The following is a 17,673-nucleotide window of genomic DNA, read 5'->3' as shown; positions in this document are numbered from 1 at the left end:
CTCATCTTGCCGCAGCCGGCGCCGGTCGGCCCGGCTCAACCCGGGGCCGGCCGGGTAGTCCTGATCACTCCCGGCCCACCACCGGTGTCGGGCCCCGACCGGTGTCCGTCGACGGCCGGGCACCGGGCCCGCCCGTCGCGGCTGCCCGGCCGGGCGGAGCGCCGGTACGCGGCGGCCCGGACTCGGATATGTTGCTACGGACGACCCGGAAACCGGCACGCCGGGGCAGCCGACGCATCGGCCCCGATCTAGCTCACGTAACGTCGGTGTAACGGAACCGGTGAAGACTGGACCGCTAGGCCGTGCGCCGGCTGGGCCGGTCCGAACAGAGTGTGCGAGGGGTACTGAGGTGGACCGTCAGCAGGAGTTCGTGCTCCGTACGCTGGAAGAGCGTGACATCCGTTTCGTCCGGTTGTGGTTCACCGACGTACTCGGCACGCTGAAGAGTGTCTCGGTGGCGCCCGCGGAGTTGGAAGCGGCGTTCGACGAGGGGATCGGGTTCGACGGCTCCGCGATCGAGGGCTTCGCCCGGGTCTTCGAGTCCGACATGGTGGCGATGCCCGACCCGACGACGTTCCAGGTCTTCCCCTTCGAGGGCGGGGTGAGCGGGGAGAGCGCCCGGATGTTCTGCGACATCCTGCTCCCGGACGGCAGCCCGTCCTGGGCCGACCCCCGGCACGTGCTGCGCCGGGCGCTGTCCAAGGCGGCGGAGAAGGGCTTCACCTTCTACACCCACCCCGAGATCGAGTTCTTCCTGCTGGAGAACGGCCCCAACGACGGCTCGCTGCCGATCCCGGTCGACTCCGGCGGCTACTTCGAGCACACCACCCACGCGGTCGCCCGGGACTTCCGCCGGCAGGCGGTGCTGGCGCTGGAGCGGATCGGCATCTCGGTCGAGTTCAGCCACCACGAGGTCGCCCCCGGCCAGCAGGAGATCGACCTGCGCTACGCCGACGCGCTGACCACCGCCGACAACATCATGACCTTCCGGCACATGGTCAAGGAGGTCGCGCTCTCCACCGGCGTACGGGCCAGCTTCATGCCCAAGCCCTTCACCGACCAGCCCGGCAGTGGCATGCACACCCACCTCTCCCTCTTCGAGGGCGAGCGGAACGCGTTCCACGACGCCAGCGACCCGATGAAACTCTCCAAGGTCGGCAAGGCGTTCATCGCCGGGCTGCTGGTGCACGCCCGCGAGTACACCGCGGTCACCAACCAGTGGGTCAACTCGTACAAGCGGCTCTTCCCGCTGGCGCTGCCGGACCGGATCACCGAGTCCCCGGCGTACGTCTGCTGGGGGCACCTGAACCGGTCCGCCCTGGTCCGGGTTCCGGCGTACGGCAAGCCGAACTCGGCCCGGGTCGAGGTCCGCTCGCCGGACTCGGCGACCAACCCGTACCTCGCCTTCGCGGTGCTGCTCGGTGCCGGCCTGAAGGGCATCGAGGAGGGCTACGAACTGCCGCCGGGCGCCGAGGACGACGTCTGGTCGCTGTCCAACGCCGAGCGCAAGGCGATGGGGTACGAGTCCCTGCCGGAGAACCTCGCCGAGGCGATCGACGTGATGTCCGGTTCCGAACTGGTCGCCGAGGTCCTCGGCGAGCACGTCTTCGACTTCTTCCTGCGCAACAAGCGCGCCGAGTGGGAGCAGTACCGCCGCGAGGTCACCCCGTACGAGCGGCAGCGTTACCTCGGCCTGCTCTGATCGCCTGACTCCAATCGTCGACCGGCTGAACCGTCGGTCCCGGGTACGTCACCGGGGCCGGCGGTCTTCGTTGTCGTCGGCTGTCCCGGGAAGCGCCCCGGAGCCGTGCGCGGGCCGTTCGGGGTTGCCGGCTCACGTTATCGTCCCTGACGACGCGGCCCCCCTCCGATGGCCGCCACATCCTAGGGAGACAACCGGTGGTCGAGGATCTGCTTGAGGGAGCCTGGCAGAGCATCGTGTTCGGCGCGGTCGGCATAGCGTTGATGGCCGCCGGGTTCGTGCTGGTCGACGCCCTCACTCCGGGCAAGCTGCGCGAGCTGATCTGGGTACGACGCAACGCGAACGCGTCGTGGCTGCTGCTCGCCAACCAGCTCGGTATCGCGGGCATCGTCTTCACCGCGATCCTGACCAGCTACACCGACTTCGCCAAGGGCCTGGCCTCGACCGTCCTGTTCGGACTGATCGGGCTCGGCATCATGGCGCTCGCCTTCCTGGTGCTGGACTGGCTCACCCCCGGCAAGCTCGGCGAGGTGATCTGCTCCGAGGAGCCCCACCCGGCCGCCCGGGTCAGCGCCGCCACCCACTTCGGGGCGGCCCTGATCGTCTGCGCCTGTATCGCCTGACCGCGCCCGGCAATTTCCGACCTCTCCGGCGTGGTCGTTCCTCCGGGGGTGGGCCGCCCGTGGACGGCCGGCAGAGGTGGGGCGACAGTGAGTGCCGGACTGCCGCCCCACCTCGTACCCGTGCCGCCGAGCCGGTCCGGAAAGCCGGCGGCACGCTCCCCGGCCGCGCGCTGGAGGAAACGCCGCGGTCGGGCCGTCGAGCGGTGACCGCGCCGGGCGGGCCGAAGGGTCGGCCCTGCCCGGACCGGGTCACCTGGTGGTCGGGGCCGGCGACTGGTCGCCGGTCTGGCCGTCCTTGCCAGCAGGGCCGTGCCCGAAGCCGCCCGGCAGCACGCCGGCCTTGACCGCCGCGACAATGGCGTCGGCCTGCTCCCGGGTCAGCCTGCCGTCCGACACGGCCTTGTCGAGCCGGGTCTTGAGCCGGGCCGCACGGTCGGCAGCGGACGTGCCGGCCGGCTTGCCGTGCTCCTTCTGCCAGTCCTGACGGTGCTCCTGGGCCTTCTGCCGGATCTTCGCCAGCGCCGCCTCGACCTTGTCCTGCGGTACGCCGAGTTCGGTCGCGAGCTCCTTGGCCAGGTCACCGCGCCGGTCCGCCCAGCGCTGGTCGTGCCCCTGCCAGTTGTGGCCCTGGCCCGGCTTGCCGCTGTCCGGCGACGTGGAGGTGGCCGGGGCGGAGGCGCTCGGCGACGGTGCCGGGTTGGCGCTGTCGTCGGCGAACGCGACGGCCGGGGCCGCGAGAGCCGCGCTGAGCACACCCGCGCCGACCAGACCGCCGATGACCTTCTTTCGGGAGAGCAGCTTCCCCACCTGGGTGTTCCTCCTTCGGTACGTACGCCGACGAGGCGCTGTGGAACCAACCCCGCCACCTTGCGGCAGCACCCTGGGCCGAGGCCGCGAACGAGCTGGCAGATTGCTGGGAATCCGGGTTGAACCGACAGTTTTCGTACCTGTGCTGATGTCCTGACACGCTGCTGAGCCCGCTTCCCCCCGGCTGTCCGGTACGGGCATGCTTGGGCCCGGCCGTCCCGATCGGGTGGACCGCCGTCACACCCGAGAGGAGACACCTGGTGTCCCGGACGCTGACCTATGCCGACGCTGCCCGGTTGCTCGACGGGGGACGCAGTCCGCTGGTGACGGCGCTGGACAACCTCACCGGCGGGGTACTGCTCGGGGCGGCGGTGGCGGCGCCGGCCGTACTCGGACTCTTCGACGCCAAGGCCGAGTTCATCCGGCTCAGCCACGAACTCGTCGGCAAACTCGCCGAACGTCGCGCCGGGCTGTCCCGGTACGGGCGTACCGAACGGCTGGCGGCGGCACACCGGGTGCTGGTGGTCACCGCCTACTTCGAGGCGCTGGCCGAAGCCGACCTGCCGTTCCGCTTCACCGACCTGGAGCTGACCGAGCGGGAACAGGTCACGCTCACCGGCGCCGGCCACCCCGACCAGTCCCTGCTGGCCAGCCTGTTCGCCGAGGGAGTGCCGACACCCGGGCCGCAGCAGCCGTACGAGTCGTTCCGCGCCTCGCTCGACGAGTACTACACCGCGGTCACGGAAGGACTGACGACGTTCGTCACCGGGCTCAGCGTGTGGGAGCGGCTCGACGGTTTCCGCCGGGCCAGTGGCGCGGCGGCCCTGCACGGGGTACCGGCCCGCGCCGTGCGGCGACACCAGGAGCTGTTCGGGCGGCTCGCCGACGAGTTCCCGGAAGTGGCGTTCTGGACCGGGCTGCGGGAACACGCCGGCACCCGGGCCGAGGTACGCCGGGTGGCCACCGCGTTGGCGGACCTCGAACAGTTTCTCCGGGAGGCGTCCGCCGGGCGGATTTCGGACCAGCACCGGTCCGGGCTGGCCCGGGCGTACGCGGTGGAGCTGGACGGGTCCGTCGTCGAGTCGGGTGACGTGCCGGCCGGGATCCGGATGCCGAGCCTCGGCACCGGTTACGTACCGCCGCTGTGCCGGGTGGCCGAGCTGGGCCCGGCGGCCCGACCCAGCGAGGAGTCCTGGTGGGCCGGCCGGCAGGTCCGGGACGACCTGTCGGAGTTCCTCACCGGTTATCTCACCAACCCGGCCGCGGTCGAGGCGCCGCTGCTGGTGCTCGGCCAGCCGGGCTCCGGAAAGTCCGTGCTCACCCGGGTTCTCGCCGCCCGGCTGCCGCAGGACGACTTCCTGCCGGTCCGGGTCGTGCTCCGCGACGTACCGGCCGCCGCCGAACTGCAGGACCAGCTCGAGTACGCGGTCCGGGCGACGACCGGCGAGCGGCTGGACTGGCCGGCGCTGGTCCGTTCGGCGGGCGACGCGCTGCCGGTGGTACTGCTCGACGGCTTCGACGAACTGCTCCAGGCGACCGGCGTCAGCCAGACCGACTACCTGCTGAAGGTCGCGAGGTTCCAGCGTCGTGAGGCGGCGCAGGGGCGCCCGGTGGTGGTCGTGGTGACCAGCCGGACGAGTGTGGCCGACCGGGCCCGGGCCCCGGAGGGCACCGTCGCGATCCGGCTGGAGCCGTTCGACGAGGCGCGGATCGCGGTCTGGCTGGCCATCTGGAACGCGGTGAACGCCGACGAGTTCACCGCCCGGGGCGTGACCCCGCTCGACCTGCCGACCGTGCTCGCCTACCGGGAACTGGCCGGGCAGCCACTGCTGCTGCTGATGTTGGCGCTCTACGACGCCGACGACAACGCCCTGCGTTCGGCCGGGGCGCTGCGCCAGGACCAGCTCTACGAGCGGCTGCTACGCCGGTTCGCCGGCCGTGAGGTGGAGAAGCACCGGCCCGGGCTGCCCGACCGGGAACTGGACCGCGCGGTCGAGCAGGAGCTCCGTCGGCTCTCGGTGGTCGCCTTCGCGATGTTCAACCGCAGCACGCAGTGGGTCACCGAAGCCGAACTCGACGTCGACCTGGCTGCCCTCTTCGGCTCGACCCCGGTGCCCGGGACCGGCACGGAGCTGCGGGCGTCGCTGCGGCACGCCGAGATCGTGCTCGGCCGGTTCTTCTTCGTGCACCGCTCCCGGGCGTTGCGCGACGACGAGCGGCTGGAGACGTACGAGTTCCTGCACGCCACCTTCGGCGAGTTCCTGGTCGCCCGGTTCACCTGGCAGGTGCTGACCGACATCGCGGCCCGGGAGGCGGCCGCCTCGATGTCGCTCGGCGGCGGTTCGGTCGACGACGACCTGCTGCACGCCCTGCTGTCGTACGCGGCACTGAGCGGCCGGGCGCCGATCCTCGGGTTCCTGCAGGCGCTGATGGCGGGCGCGGCCGACGAACTGCGGGCGGACCTGACCGAGTTGCTGGTCCGGCTGTTCCGGGCCGCGCACCACACCCGTCCCGCCCGCCGGTTCGACGCCTACCAGCCGCGTGGGCTGCCGGTGCCGACCCGGCACGCCGCGTACAGCGTCAACCTGCTGCTGCTCGCGGTCTGCGCCGCCGGAACCCTGCACGGCGGTCGGCTCTATCCGGACCGCAACGTGGTGCCGGTCTGGCACCGGGAGACCCTGCTCTGGCAGTCCCAGCTCAGCTCGGAGGACTGGACCAGCCTGGTGGCGACGCTCGCCCTCGACCGCCTCCGGACCGAGGACGGCGAGCGGGACATCACGCTGCGCATCGTCACCGATCCCGTCGAGGCGTCGCCGGTCGACCCGCGGTGGACGTACGCCGTCAGGCCGGGTTCGGTCCGGACGGTCCAGAACCCGGCGCACTCCTTCGCACACCTGCGCCGTGAGGCGTACCTCCGGTGCGGTCTCGGCGACGACCTGCTGCTGCACGCCCTGGAGCCGCTCGCCGACGTACTGCCGTCGGCGGTCAACACCATCTCGCTCGACTCCGGGACGTCGGTCGCGCACGCCCTGGCGCGACTCGTCACGATCTCGTCGTCGCCGGACGGGTCAGGACGACGGCAGGCCGCCTACCTGCGCTGCCACTCGATGCTGGACGGACTGGACAGCGTGGCCGAGCAGCACCAGTTCCGGACCCTCCTGCTCAACCGGCTGGCCGTCGACCCGGAGATGCCGGCGATCCTGGCGGCGGAACTGATCACCGGTGCCGCCGTACGCGACGGCGTGGCAGTGAATGCCGCCTGGCTGGACGGCGTCGTACCCTCCCGGCTGATCATCGCGGTGCTCCAGTGTGGGCTGCTGTTCCTCGGCCGTGACCCGGAGGCCGACCGGATCATCGCGCCCGTGCTGTCGAACCTGGCGCACGGCAGCGCCCTCGCGCCCGCGAACCGGCACCTGTTGGCCGAGGTGATCAGCCGGCTCGGCGAACTGGGCTGGCTGCCCCGGCGCCGACCCGGCCCACGGGGCGCCCGGGACGACACAGCGGTTGCCGCCGACTAGGCGTACCGCCCAGGGAGGCGGATCGCTTCCTGTCCGGGCGGCCGGACGGGGTGGTGGCCGTGCGCTTCGAGGAAGCGAGGTCGAGACCGGTGCGGCGGCTGGCGTCTCAGGGGCAGACGCGGGCGGCGCGGCTCAGCGTACGGCGGGGGAGACGGTCAGGGTGCCGGCGGTGGCGTCGAGTGTCGCCGGTACGCCGACCGGCACGGTGAGCTGCCCGACCCCGTGTCCGACCGGCAGCCCGCCCAGCACCGGTACGCCGAGGTCGCCGAGTCGTTCGGCGATCACGTCCGCGACGCTGACCGCCCAGCTGTCCGCGCAGTCGGTGAACTGTCCCACCGCCACCCCGGCCAGCCTCGCCAGCACCCCGGCCCGGCGCAGGTGGGTGAGCATCCGGTCGACCTTGTACGGCGGCTCCGCGACGTCCTCGATCAGCAGGACCGCCCCGGTCAGGTCCGGCATGTCCGGGGTGCCGAGCGAGGAGGCGAGCAGGCACAGGTTCCCACCGAGCAGCGGGCCGGTCGCCGTACCGGGGACGACCACGCTCGCCGTCTCCTCGGTGGGAATCCGGGGCACCACCACCGGCTCCGGACTCATCAACGCGGTCCGCAGGGACTCGGCCGACGTCGCCGGCGTGCGTTCGTCCAGCCAGGCGGCACCCGGGCCGTGCACGGTGGCGAGCCGGGCGCCGCGCCAGAGCGCGAACTGCAGCGCGGTGATGTCGGAGAAGCCGGCCACCACCTTCGGATCCTGTCGGACCGCTGCCATGTCGATCAGGTCGACCACGCGTTGCGCGCCGTACCCGCCCCGGGTGCAGAGCACGCCGCGGACCGTCGGGTCGGCGAAGGCGGTGTTCAGGTCGGCGGCCCGCAGCACGTCGTCGCCGGCGAGGTAGCCGCGCCGGGCGTACGCGTTCGGCGCGAGCACCGGGCGCAGTCCCCAGGAGGTGAGCAGTTCCACACCCCGGGCCACCCGCTCCGGTCGGGTCGGCCCCGACGGCGAGACCAGCAGGACCGTGTCTCCGGGGCGCAGTGCCGCCGGCCGTACCGCCTGATCGTCGGACACCGCGTCTCCTCGTCCCGTCACCGACCCGCCATGATCCGCCGGCCGTCCGGCCTGAGCCTATCGGTGGCTCCCACAGCCACCGACTAGCCTCGACGTCGTGACAACCACCGCCGATACCGCGACCGCCCTGGTGATCGAGAACGACCCGACCGACGACGCCCGCCGGCTGGGGGAGTGGCTCACCGAGGCGGGTCTCGTACTCCGGGTGCTCCGGCCGTACGCCGGGGACGACCTCCCCGACGACCTGACCGGGTACGCCGCACTGGTGGTGCTCGGCGGCGCGCAGTCGGCCTTTCCGGCCCCCGACGGCACCCCCGGGGCACCCTGGTTCCCGAAGCTCGAAGGGCTGCTGCGCAAGGCGGTCCGCCACCAGGTGCCGACCCTGGCGGTCTGTCTCGGCGCGCAGTTGCTGGCCACCGCGCACGCCGGCACCGTCGAGCGGAGTCCGTCCGGCCCGGAGGTCGGTCCGAGTGTGGTCGGCAAGCGGGACGCCGCCGACACCGACCCGATCTTCCGGTACGTTCCGATGATTCCCGACGTCCTGCAGTGGCACGCCGACGAGATCACCGAACTGCCGCAGGGGGCGACCCTGCTGGCCACCTCGACCCGCTACCCCCACCAGGCGTTCCGGCTCGGCGAGCGGGCCTGGGGCCTGCAGTTCCACATCGAGTGCGACGTCGACATGGTCGCCGCCTGGGCGGCCGACTCGGCGGTTCTCGCCGAGCTGGACTACGACCCCGAACTGGTGGTGGCCGCCTGTGCGGAGGTGCTCAGCGACATCGAGGAGGTGTGGCAGCCCTTCGCCGCCCGGTTCGCGATGTTGGCCCAGGGCCGGCTCGCCGGCGCGGAACCCCGGCGCACGCTGCCGCTGCTCGGACAGTAGGACGGCGGCATGACCGGGCCGGGTGGGGTCGTCGGTCGACCCGGCGGTCCGGGTCGTGCCGACGGTGATCGTGCCGACGAGGGGCATGCCGGTGCCGGTCCTGCCGACGACGGGGCGCCGGCGCCGGTCGTGCCGACGAGGGCTGTGCCGACCACGATGGTGGCAACGACGGGTGTGCCGACCACGGTCGTGGCAACGACCGGCGTGACGAGGAGACGGCGTGAGCAGACCGAGTAGTGCCTCCGGCCGACTCGCCCGGTACGGCTTCGGGTTGGCCGACGAGGGCGGCCCGGCCCGGGCCGCCGACCTGCTCGGGCCGGACGGGCTCGGACTCTGGGACGTCGGCGGGCAGGAGCCGGCCGACGACCGGGCCGCCGAACTGCTCACCGCGCTGTCCCGGGCCGCCGACCCCGACCTGGCGCTGCGCCAACTGCACCGGATCGTGGAGGCGGAACAGCGCTCGGCACCGCCCGCACCCGCCGCCCGCACCGACGGCTCCGCGCTGCTCGCCACGCTCTGCGACGACCCGGGGCTGCGCCGTCGGCTGTTCGCCGTACTCGGCGCCTCCTCGGCGCTGGGTGATCACCTGGCGGCCAACCCGGAGCAGTGGCGGGTGTTGTGCACCGGAGCGGACGGGCTGCCGCCCCGGGCTGAAGGGGACCTGCACCCGAGGTCTGGAGGAGCTCCGTCCGCCGGTGTCGCGGCGCGTGACGCCGAGGGCAAGGCGGCTGCCGCCGGCAATGCCCGGGTCGACGTCGAGGAGCGGGCGCCTGCCGAGGAGCAGGTGCCTGCCGAGGAGCAGGCGACCGACGGGACCGGGCTGCTGCCGGGCGTACCGGAGGGGCTGCCGGGCGTACCGGAGGGGCTGCCGGGCGTACCGGACGGGTTGCCGCCGGTGGCGGTGCTGCGGCACGCGTACCGGCTGGCCCTGCTGCGGATCGCGGCGGCCGACCTGACCGGCGGGCGCGGCCTGGAACAGACCATGGTGTCGCTCTCCGCGCTGGCCGACGCCACCCTGACCGCCGCCTACGACATCGCCGTCGGTGAACTGCCTGCCGGCACCCCGCCGCCCCGGCTCGCGGTGGTGGCGATGGGCAAGTGCGGCGGTGGAGAGCTGAACTACGTCTCGGACGTCGACGTGATCTTCGTGGCCGCGAGCGACGAGGACCTGCCCGCCGCGACCCAGGTCGCCAGCAGGCTGATCAACATCTGCGGGCTGGTCGCCTGGCCGGTCGACGCCGCGCTCCGCCCCGAGGGCAGCCGCGGGCCGTTGGTGCGTACCCTCGCCAGCCACCTCGCCTACTACCGGCGCTGGGCCCGGACCTGGGAGTTCCAGGCGCTGCTCAAGGCCCGGCCGGCGGCCGGGGACACCGCGCTGGCCAGGGAGTGGATCGAGGCGCTCGCCCCGCTGGTCTGGCGGGCCGCGGAACGGCCGGAGGCGGTCGAGGACGTCCGGGCGATGCGCCGGAAGATCATCGACAACATTCCGGCCAAGGAGCTGGAGCGCGAGATCAAGCGCGGTTCGGGCGGGCTGCGGGACATCGAGTTCGCCGTCCAACTGCTCCAACTCGTGCACGGAAGGGTCGACGAGTCGCTGCGGGGCCGGGGCACCCTGCCGGCGCTGCGCGCGCTGGTCGCCGGCGGTTACGTGGGCCGGGCCGACGGCGAGGCGCTGCTGCGCGGCTACCGCTTCCTGCGCGCCGTCGAGCACCGGCTCCAACTGCAGCACCTGCGTCGTACCCACACCGTGCCGGCGGAGCGGCCGGCGCTGCGCTGGCTGGCGCACGCGCTCGGCTACACCGCGCTGCCCGGCAGGGACGCCGTCGAGGCGTTCCGCGCCGACTGGGTCGGGCACGCCACCGAGGTACGTCGACTGCACGCCAAGCTGCTCTACCGGCCGCTGTTGGAGTCGGTCGCCCGGGTACCGGCGGACGGCCTGCGGCTGACCCCGGAGGCGGCCCGGAAGCGGCTGGAGATCCTCGGCTTCGCCGACCCGGCCGGGGCGCTGCGGCACATCCAGGCCCTCACCGGCGGGGTGACCCGGACGGCGGCGATCCAACGCACCCTGCTCCCCGTGCTGCTGCAGGAGTTCGCCGACGCCCCGGAACCGGACCGGGGCCTGCTCAACTACCGGCAGGTCTCGGACAAGCTCGGCAGCACCCCCTGGTACCTGCGGCTGCTGCGCGACGAGGGACCGGTGGCCCGGCGACTGGCCCGTACCCTGGCCGTCTCCCGGTACGTCGCCGATCTGCTGGCCCGGGACCCGGAGGCGCTGCGGCTGCTCGCCGAGGACACCGAACTGACGCCCCGGGACGCCGAGGTGCTGCGGGACGGCTTCGGCGCCGCCGCCGACCGGCACCTCGGCGGCCCGGGACCACGGCCGGCCGACCCGAAGGAGGCGATCCGGGCCGTGCGAGCGCTGCGCGGCCGGGAACTGATCCGGATCGCCTGCGCCGACGTCCTGCACCAGGCCGGCTCGCTGACCCCGACACCCCCGACGTTGGGAAGGGGCCCTTCTACAACCGAAAGCGACAAGAAGGGGCCCTTCCTTTCGCCGCCACTGGTTGTCGGGGCGGGGTTGTCCGCGGTCACCGACGCCACCCTCGGCGCCGCGCTGCGGGCCGCCCGGGCGACCCAGCCCGGGATGCCCGGGCTCCGGTTCGCGATCATCGGCATGGGCCGGCTCGGCGGCTACGAGATGAACTACCTCTCCGACGCCGACGTGCTCTTCGTCTACGACCCGCCACCCGGGGTGGCCGAGGACGAGGCGAGCGGCGCCGCCCGGTTGATCGCCGAGGAGGTACGCCGGCTGCTGGGCATGCCGGCTCCCGACCCGCCGCTCGGGGTCGACGCCGACCTGCGCCCCGAGGGGCGGCAGGGACCGCTGGTACGCAGCCTGGGCGCGTACGCGCAGTACTACGCCCGCTGGTCGAAGGTGTGGGAGGCGCAGGCCCTGCTCCGGGCCCGGTACGTCTGTGGCGACGCCGACCTGGGCGCCGAGTTCGAGGCCGTCGCCGATCCGGTCCGCTACCCGGAGCGGGGACTGACCCGGGAACAGGTGGTGGAGATCCGCCGAATCAAGGCCCGGGTGGAGACCGAACGGCTGCCCCGGGGTGCCGACCCGGCCACGAACACCAAGCTCGGTCGGGGTGGCCTGGCCGACGTGGAGTGGGCCGTGCAACTGCTCCAGCTCCGGCACGCCGGCGCGATCCCGGAACTGCGCCGCACCCGTACCCTCGACGCGCTGGCCGCCGCCCGGGAGGCCGGGCTGGTCGAGGCGGCCGACGCCGCCGCGCTGGCCGCAGGCTGGACGCTGGCCGCCCAGGTCCGCAACGCGCTGATGCTGGTCCGGGGGCGGGCCGGTGACCAGCTGCCCCGGCACGGCGTGGAGCTGGCCGGTGTGGTGCGCCTGATCGGCGGCGACGATCCGGGCGAGTTCCTCGACCACTACCTGCGGACGGCGCGGCGGTGCCGGGCGGCGGCGGAACGTGTGCTCGATGCGTGACCGGCGCACCCTGCTCGGCACGGTCGGCCTGGCCGTCCTGCTCGCCGTGGGGTTCCTGCTCGCCCCGCCGCTCGGCACCGACCTGTCCGCGCAGGTCGCCCGAGCCGACTTCTTCACCCGCCACGGGTTCGTCCCGCTCGACCTCGGCTGGTACGCCGGCATCTCGCCGTACGGCTACAGCCTGCTCACCCCACCCCTGATGAGCTGGCTCGGCGGTGACCTGCTCGGTCCCCGGCTGGTGGGCGCTCTCGCGCTGCTCGTCTCGGCGGCGGCACTGGCGCTGCTGCTGGTGCGTACCGGTGCCCGCCGGCCACTGCTCGGCGGGCTGCTCGGCGCGGCCTGTGTCGCCGGCAACCTCGTCTCCGGACGGATCACCTACGCCGTCGGCGTCGCGTTCGGTCTGCTCGCCCTGCTGGCCCTGACCGCACCGACCCGGCCCGCGGTCCGGCGGGTCGCCGCCGGGGTCGCCGCGCTGCTCGCCGGTGCCGCCAGCCCGGTCGCCGGCCTCTTCGTCGGCCTCGCCGGCGTCGCCCTGGCGTGCAAGGAAGGGCCACCTGTTATCGCTTTCGGTAGAGGAAGGGCCCCCTGTTCACACCTTGTCGACGGCGCCGTGCTGGCCCTGGCCGCCGCCGTGCCGGTGGCCGGGCTCGGGTTGGTCTTCGGCAGCGGCGGCTGGATGAACATCAGCCTCTCCGACACGGTGACCGCCGCGGTGGCCGGTACGGTCGTCGCACTGCTGGTGCCGAACCGGGTGGTCCGGGTGGGCGCCGTACTGGCCACCCTGGGTGTGCTGGCGGCGTTCGCGCTCCGTACGCCGGTCGGGCTGAACGCCACCCGGCTCGCGGCGATGTTCGCCGTACCGCTGCTGGTCGGCTACGGCGTCATGCCAACCAGGATCCTAGGATGGCTGCCGGGTGTGCGTGGCGGCTCAGCTGGCCCGGCCGGCGGAGCCGAGCCAGCGGGTGGGACGGGCGCGAGCCGCCCGGACCGGTCGCCGGGAGACAGCGGGTCGGGTTGGGCGGACCGGTGGCCGGGGGACAGCGGGTCGCGGCGGGCATCTCGGCGTGCCGCTGTCGCGTTGGCCGGCGTGGTGGCGCTGGTTGCCGTGGTGGAGCCGCCGGTGCTGGTCGGCGACCTGCGGGCGGCGGGCGACCGGACCGCGTCGCGGAGCTACTTCCAGCCCCTGCTGGCCGAGTTGACCCGCCGACCGCCGGGTCGGGTCGAGGTGGTGGCCACCGCCAACTACTGGGAGGCGGCGTACGTCCCGGCGGGCGCGCCGCTGGCCCGGGGCTGGCTGCGACAGGTCGACCAGGCGCACAACCGGCTCTTCCTCGACGGCAGTGTCGACGGAGCGTCGTACGAGCGCTGGCTGCGGGACAACGGCGTGGCGTACGTCGCCCTGTCGGACGCGAAACCGTCCTGGGTCGGTCGCCGGGAGGCGGAGCTGATCCGGGCCGGCCTGCCGTACCTGACACCGGTCTGGCAGCACCCCGACTGGACCCTGTACGCCGTCTCGGGCGCGCCCTCCATCGTGGACGCGGTCACGACGTCGTACGGCGGTGGTGACCCGCCGGACGCGGTGGACGCTCCCGGTGCGGCGCCGGCCGCCGGGGGCCGGGTCGACCTCGTCCGGGCCACCTCGGCGGAGCTGGTCGTGGACGTACCGGCGGCCGGGGAGATCCTGGTGCGGCTCCGCTGGTCCCGCTGGCTGCGGGTGACCGGCCCGCAGGCGTGCCTGCTGCCGTACGACGACTGGACCCTGCTCCGGGTGGCCGAACCGGGCCGTTACCGGATCACCGGTGACCTGACCGGTGCCGGCCCGCGCTGCCCGGCCTGACCCGGTACGCCGTCCGCCCCCGCCGGCGGGTCGCGATCCGGACGGACCCGGTGCCGGGTACGGATTGCCGCAGGCGGTGATCGGTCGTGAGTAACTCCGACAGCGGACGAGCCATCAGGCCTTTCCACGCCAGGGCTACGAGGGATCCTGTGACGTGTTCGGGGGCTTGGTCGAGGTTGTCGCGTTGTGGCGTGTCCAGCAGCCAGTGGCGTCGGATTGGTCACTGCCAGCGCCGGAAGTCGGTGGTTAGGTGGTCGTGGTCCCGGACGGGACCGATCTCCGACCGGACCGGGGAGGCGTACGGTGACGGATCCGCTGTGGGACCGGGACATGGCAGACGCCGCGCTGCGGCGGGTGTACGAGGCGGCGCGGCCGTACCTCGACTCGCTCGCCGACCGACCGGTGTACGACCCGGACACCGCGGCACTGCTCGCCGAGCTGTCCGGCGGCCCTGGCGTGTCGCCGCGGCCGAGTGACGGCGGGTTGCCGGAACACGGCGACGGGGCCGACGCGGTCACGGAGCGCCTGCTGCGGATCGGCACCGCCGCCGCCACCCACTCCGCCGGACCCCGGTTCTTCCACTTCGTGATCGGCGGGGTCACCCCGGCCGCCCTTGCCGCCGACTGGACCGCGGCGCTGCTGGACCAGAACGCCGCCTTCCGGGCCTCCTCCCCGCTCGCCGCCGAACTGGAACGGATCGCGCTGCGCTGGCTGCGGCAGCTGTTCGGGCTGCCCGAGGTGTACGGCGCCACCCTGGTCCCGAGCGCCACCTTCGCGAACTTCACCTCCCTGGCCGTGGCGACCCACTGGTGGGCGGAGCAGCACGACGTGGACGTCGCCGCCGACGGCCTGGCCGCGCTGCCCCGGATGCCCGTCCTGTCCGGCGGGTACGTCCACGCCAGCGCCCGCAAGGCACTCCAGATGCTCGGCCACGGCCGGGACACCGTCGAGGTGTACGCCGCCGACCGGGTCGGCCGGGCGGACCTGCCGGCGATCGAGCGCCGGCTGGCGGAGCTGTCCGGCCCGGCCGTCCTGATCGGCAACGCCGGCGAGGTCAACGCCGGTGACTTCGACCGGATCGCGGTCCTCGCCGATCTCGCCGAGCGGTACGGCGCCTGGCTGCACGTGGACGGGGCGTTCGGGCTCTTCGCCGCCGTGTCGCCGCGTACCGCCGGGCTGGTCGAGGGGATCGACCGGGCCGACTCAATCGCCGGTGACGCCCACAAGTGGCTCAACGTTCCGTACGAGAGCGGCTTCGCCTTCCTCCGTGAACCGACCCGGCTGCCGGCGACGTTCGGCATGCCCGGTACGGCGTACCTGCCCGGGCCGGGCAGTCCACTCGGCTCGGGTCCGGGTGCCGCCCGCCCGGGCTCGGCCCGCTCCGTCCAACCGCCACTGCCGGACGGGCCGGTGGACTACGCCCTGTACGGGCCGGAGTCGTCCCGCCGGGCCCGGGCGATGCCGATCTGGGCCACCCTGGCCGCGTACGGGCGGGACGGCCACCGGTTGATGGTGGAGCGGCAACTCGACCTCGCCCAGCGGCTCGCCCGCCTGGTGGACGAGGCGCCCGACCTGGAACGGCTGGCCGAGGTACCGCTCTGCATCGTCTGTTTCCGGGCCGCTCCCCGGCACGTTCCCGCCGACGAACTCGACGAACTCAACCGGCGGCTCGGCGCGGCCCTGCTCGACGACGGCCGGGTGTACGTCGGCACCACCGTCTACGACGGCCGGGTGGCGCTCCGCCCGGCGATCGTGAACTGGCGGACCACCGAGGCCGACATCGATCTGCTGGTCGACGTGGTACGCGAACTCGTCGCCCGGCTCGCGCCAGCCCCGCCGTCGGCCGGTGCCTCAGCCCGGTGAGCCCGGCGTCGGATGACGCCTCAGGTCGGTGAGCCCGGCGTCGGATGGCGCTTCAGGTCGGTGAGCCCGGCGTCGGATGGCGCTTCAGGTCGGTGAGCCTGGCGTCGGGTGGTGCCCGCACGTCGGGCAGGGGCCGGAGGAGGCACGGCGCGCTGTCCCGGGTCGACCAGTTCGAGGTACGTGCCGACGATCTCGTCGCCGCGTCCGGCCCGGTACCCGGCGGGGCTGGTGGACAGCACAGACGGCGAGGGCCGGCCCGCCGTGGCGGACCGGCCCTCGCCGGTGGTCGTGACCGGGGTCAGCAGTCGAAGTACATCGCGAACTCGTGTGGGGTCGGCCGCAGCCGGACCGGGTCCACCTCGTTGGTGCGCTTCCAGTCGACCCAGGTGGAGATCAGGTCGGGGGTGAAGACGCCACCCTCGAGCAGGAAGTCGTGGTCGGCCTCCAGCGAGTCGAGCACCGCCGGCAGCGAGCCGGGGACCTGCTTGACCGAGCCCCACTCCTCCGGCGGGAGGTCGTAGAGGTCCTTGTCGATCGGCTCCGGCGGCTCGATCTTGCTCTTGATGCCGTCGAGGCCGGCCATCATCATCGCCGAGAAGGCGAGGTAGACGTTGGCCGACGGGTCCGGCACCCGGAACTCGACCCGCTTCGCCTTGGCGTTGCTGCCGGTCACCGGGATACGGGTGCAGGCCGACCGGTTCCGCTGCGAGTAGACCAGGTTGACCGGCGCCTCGAAGCCCGGCACCAGCCGGCGGTACGAGTTGACCGTCGGGTTGGTGAAGGCCAGCAGCGACGGGGCGTGGTGCAGCAGGCCGCCGATGTACCAGCGGGCGGTGTCGGACAGGCCGGCGTAGCCGGTCTCGTCGTAGAACAGCGGCTCGCCGTTCAGCCAGAGGCTCTGGTGGGTGTGCATACCGGAGCCGTTGTCGCCGAAGAGCGGCTTCGGCATGAAGGTCGCGGTCTTGCCGGCCGACCAGGCGGTGTTCTTGACGATGTACTTGAAGAGCTGCAGCTGGTCGCCGGCGTGCAGCAGGGTGGAGAACTTGTAGTTGATCTCAGCCTGGCCGGCGGTGCCCACCTCGTGGTGCGAACGTTCCACGGTGAAGCCGGTGTCGATCAGCTTGCGGACGATCCGGTCACGCAGGTCGGCGTAGTGGTCGACCGGCGGCACCGGGAAGTAGCCACCCTTGTACGCCGTCTTGTAGCCCCGGTTGCCGCCCTCTTCCTCGCGGCCGGTGTTCCAGGCGCCCTCGATCGAGTCGATGTAGTAGAAGGCCTGGTGCGCCGAGGTCTCGTGCCGGATGGAGTCGAAGATGTAGAACTCCGCCTCCGCGCCGAAGTACGCCGTGTCGGCGATGCCGCTGGCCGCCAGGTAGGCCTCGGCCTTCTTCGCCACGTTGCGCGGGTCCCGGGAGTAGGCCTCGCGGGTGAACGGGTCGTGGATGAAGAAGTTCAGCGCGACCGTCTTCTCGGCGCGGAACGGGTCGACGAAGGCCGTCGCGACGTCGGGCAGCAGCAGCATGTCCGACTCGTGGATCGCCTGGAACCCGCGGATCGACGATCCGTCGAAGGCCAGACCATCGGTGAAGACCGACTCGTCGAAGGACTCGACCGGCAGGTTGAAGTGCTGCATCACGCCGGGCAGGTCACAAAAACGTACGTCGACGAACTTCACGTCCTCATTCTTGAGGTATCGCAGGAGTTCCTCGGGATTGGCGAACACACGTCCTCCTGGCACGTCCACTGGTGGCTAGGCTGCTGGCGACGCTATGGCCATGCGGTTGCCCGAGCATGTCTCTGTTGTTTCCGCCGTGTTACGTCATCTGCGGAGCGTGATCATACCTGGTGTCTGCCCGGTTCTGTGGGAAATGCT

The 17,673-nt window shown here is 72.8% G+C and carries 10 protein-coding genes; 7 read left to right on the top strand and 3 right to left on the bottom strand.

The features are described 5' to 3' along the window. Nucleotides 1-349: 349 nt before the first annotated feature. Together glnA (V1633_RS27225) and V1633_RS27220 are read left to right on the top strand one after the other, a co-directional pair. A complete protein-coding gene (gene glnA, locus V1633_RS27225; protein ID WP_331217119.1) occupies nucleotides 350-1,702 on the top strand; it encodes a type I glutamate--ammonia ligase in 1,353 nt (450 codons plus the stop codon). Nucleotides 1,703-1,899: 197 nt separating this feature from the next. Beyond that, complete coding sequence (locus V1633_RS27220; protein ID WP_331217118.1) at nucleotides 1,900-2,325, top strand: DUF350 domain-containing protein; 426 nt, start codon at nucleotides 1,900-1,902, stop codon at nucleotides 2,323-2,325. A 249-nt stretch (nucleotides 2,326-2,574) separates the two neighbouring features. Here the strand turns inward: V1633_RS27220 and V1633_RS27215 are convergent, their stop codons facing one another. Continuing rightward, on the bottom strand, nucleotides 2,575-3,132 hold the full coding sequence (locus V1633_RS27215; RefSeq protein WP_331217117.1) for a hypothetical protein: 558 nt from the start codon (nucleotides 3,130-3,132) through the stop codon (nucleotides 2,575-2,577). Nucleotides 3,133-3,392: 260 nt separating this feature from the next. On the opposite strand from V1633_RS27215, the gene V1633_RS27210 reads away from it, so the two are divergent. Further along, a complete protein-coding gene (locus tag V1633_RS27210; RefSeq protein WP_331217116.1) occupies nucleotides 3,393-6,650 on the top strand; it encodes an NACHT domain-containing protein in 3,258 nt (1,085 codons plus the stop codon). Between the two features lie 132 nt (nucleotides 6,651-6,782). Here V1633_RS27210 and V1633_RS27205 read toward each other — a convergent pair whose 3' ends face one another. Next, entirely contained in the window at nucleotides 6,783-7,712 is a 930-nt protein-coding gene (locus tag V1633_RS27205; RefSeq protein WP_331217115.1) for a S66 peptidase family protein, read from the bottom strand. Between the two features lie 97 nt (nucleotides 7,713-7,809). Here V1633_RS27205 and V1633_RS27200 point away from each other — a divergent pair, with 97 nt between their 5' ends. The 4 genes from V1633_RS27200 to V1633_RS27185 all read left to right on the top strand — a co-directional run bounded on the left by V1633_RS27200 (nucleotide 7,810) and on the right by V1633_RS27185 (nucleotide 15,800). Beyond that, complete coding sequence (locus tag V1633_RS27200; RefSeq protein ID WP_331217114.1) at nucleotides 7,810-8,595, top strand: type 1 glutamine amidotransferase; 786 nt, start codon at nucleotides 7,810-7,812, stop codon at nucleotides 8,593-8,595. A gap of 220 nt (nucleotides 8,596-8,815) precedes the next feature. Continuing rightward, nucleotides 8,816-12,100 (top strand): bifunctional [glutamine synthetase] adenylyltransferase/[glutamine synthetase]-adenylyl-L-tyrosine phosphorylase, encoded by a 3,285-nt coding sequence (locus tag V1633_RS27195; protein WP_331217113.1) that lies wholly within the window; start codon nucleotides 8,816-8,818, stop codon nucleotides 12,098-12,100. Then, nucleotides 12,093-13,937 carry a hypothetical protein gene (locus V1633_RS27190; protein WP_331217112.1) on the top strand — a complete coding sequence of 615 codons (1,845 nt, stop codon included), beginning with the start codon at nucleotides 12,093-12,095 and terminating at the stop codon, nucleotides 13,935-13,937. The genes V1633_RS27195 and V1633_RS27190 overlap by 8 nt, the downstream gene beginning before the upstream one ends. 303 nt (nucleotides 13,938-14,240) lie before the next feature. Continuing rightward, nucleotides 14,241-15,800, top strand: coding sequence for a pyridoxal phosphate-dependent decarboxylase family protein (locus tag V1633_RS27185; RefSeq protein ID WP_331217111.1), 1,560 nt, complete (start codon nucleotides 14,241-14,243; stop codon nucleotides 15,798-15,800). A gap of 298 nt (nucleotides 15,801-16,098) precedes the next feature. Here the strand turns inward: V1633_RS27185 and glnA (V1633_RS27180) are convergent, their stop codons facing one another. Beyond that, nucleotides 16,099-17,523 (bottom strand): type I glutamate--ammonia ligase, encoded by a 1,425-nt coding sequence (gene glnA / locus V1633_RS27180; RefSeq protein WP_331215594.1) that lies wholly within the window; start codon nucleotides 17,521-17,523, stop codon nucleotides 16,099-16,101. Nucleotides 17,524-17,673: the final 150 nt, after the last annotated feature.

Source organism: Plantactinospora sonchi (assembly GCF_036422035.1).
Lineage (GTDB): Bacteria > Actinomycetota > Actinomycetes > Mycobacteriales > Micromonosporaceae > Plantactinospora > Plantactinospora sonchi.
This window is presented reverse-complemented; position numbering and strand designations above follow the sequence as displayed.

Coding starts and splice junctions, on each gene's coding strand:
- V1633_RS27190 (WP_331217112.1), top strand. CDS start 12,093: ATGCGTGACCGGCGCACCCTGCTCGGCACGGTCGGCCTGGCCGTCCTG.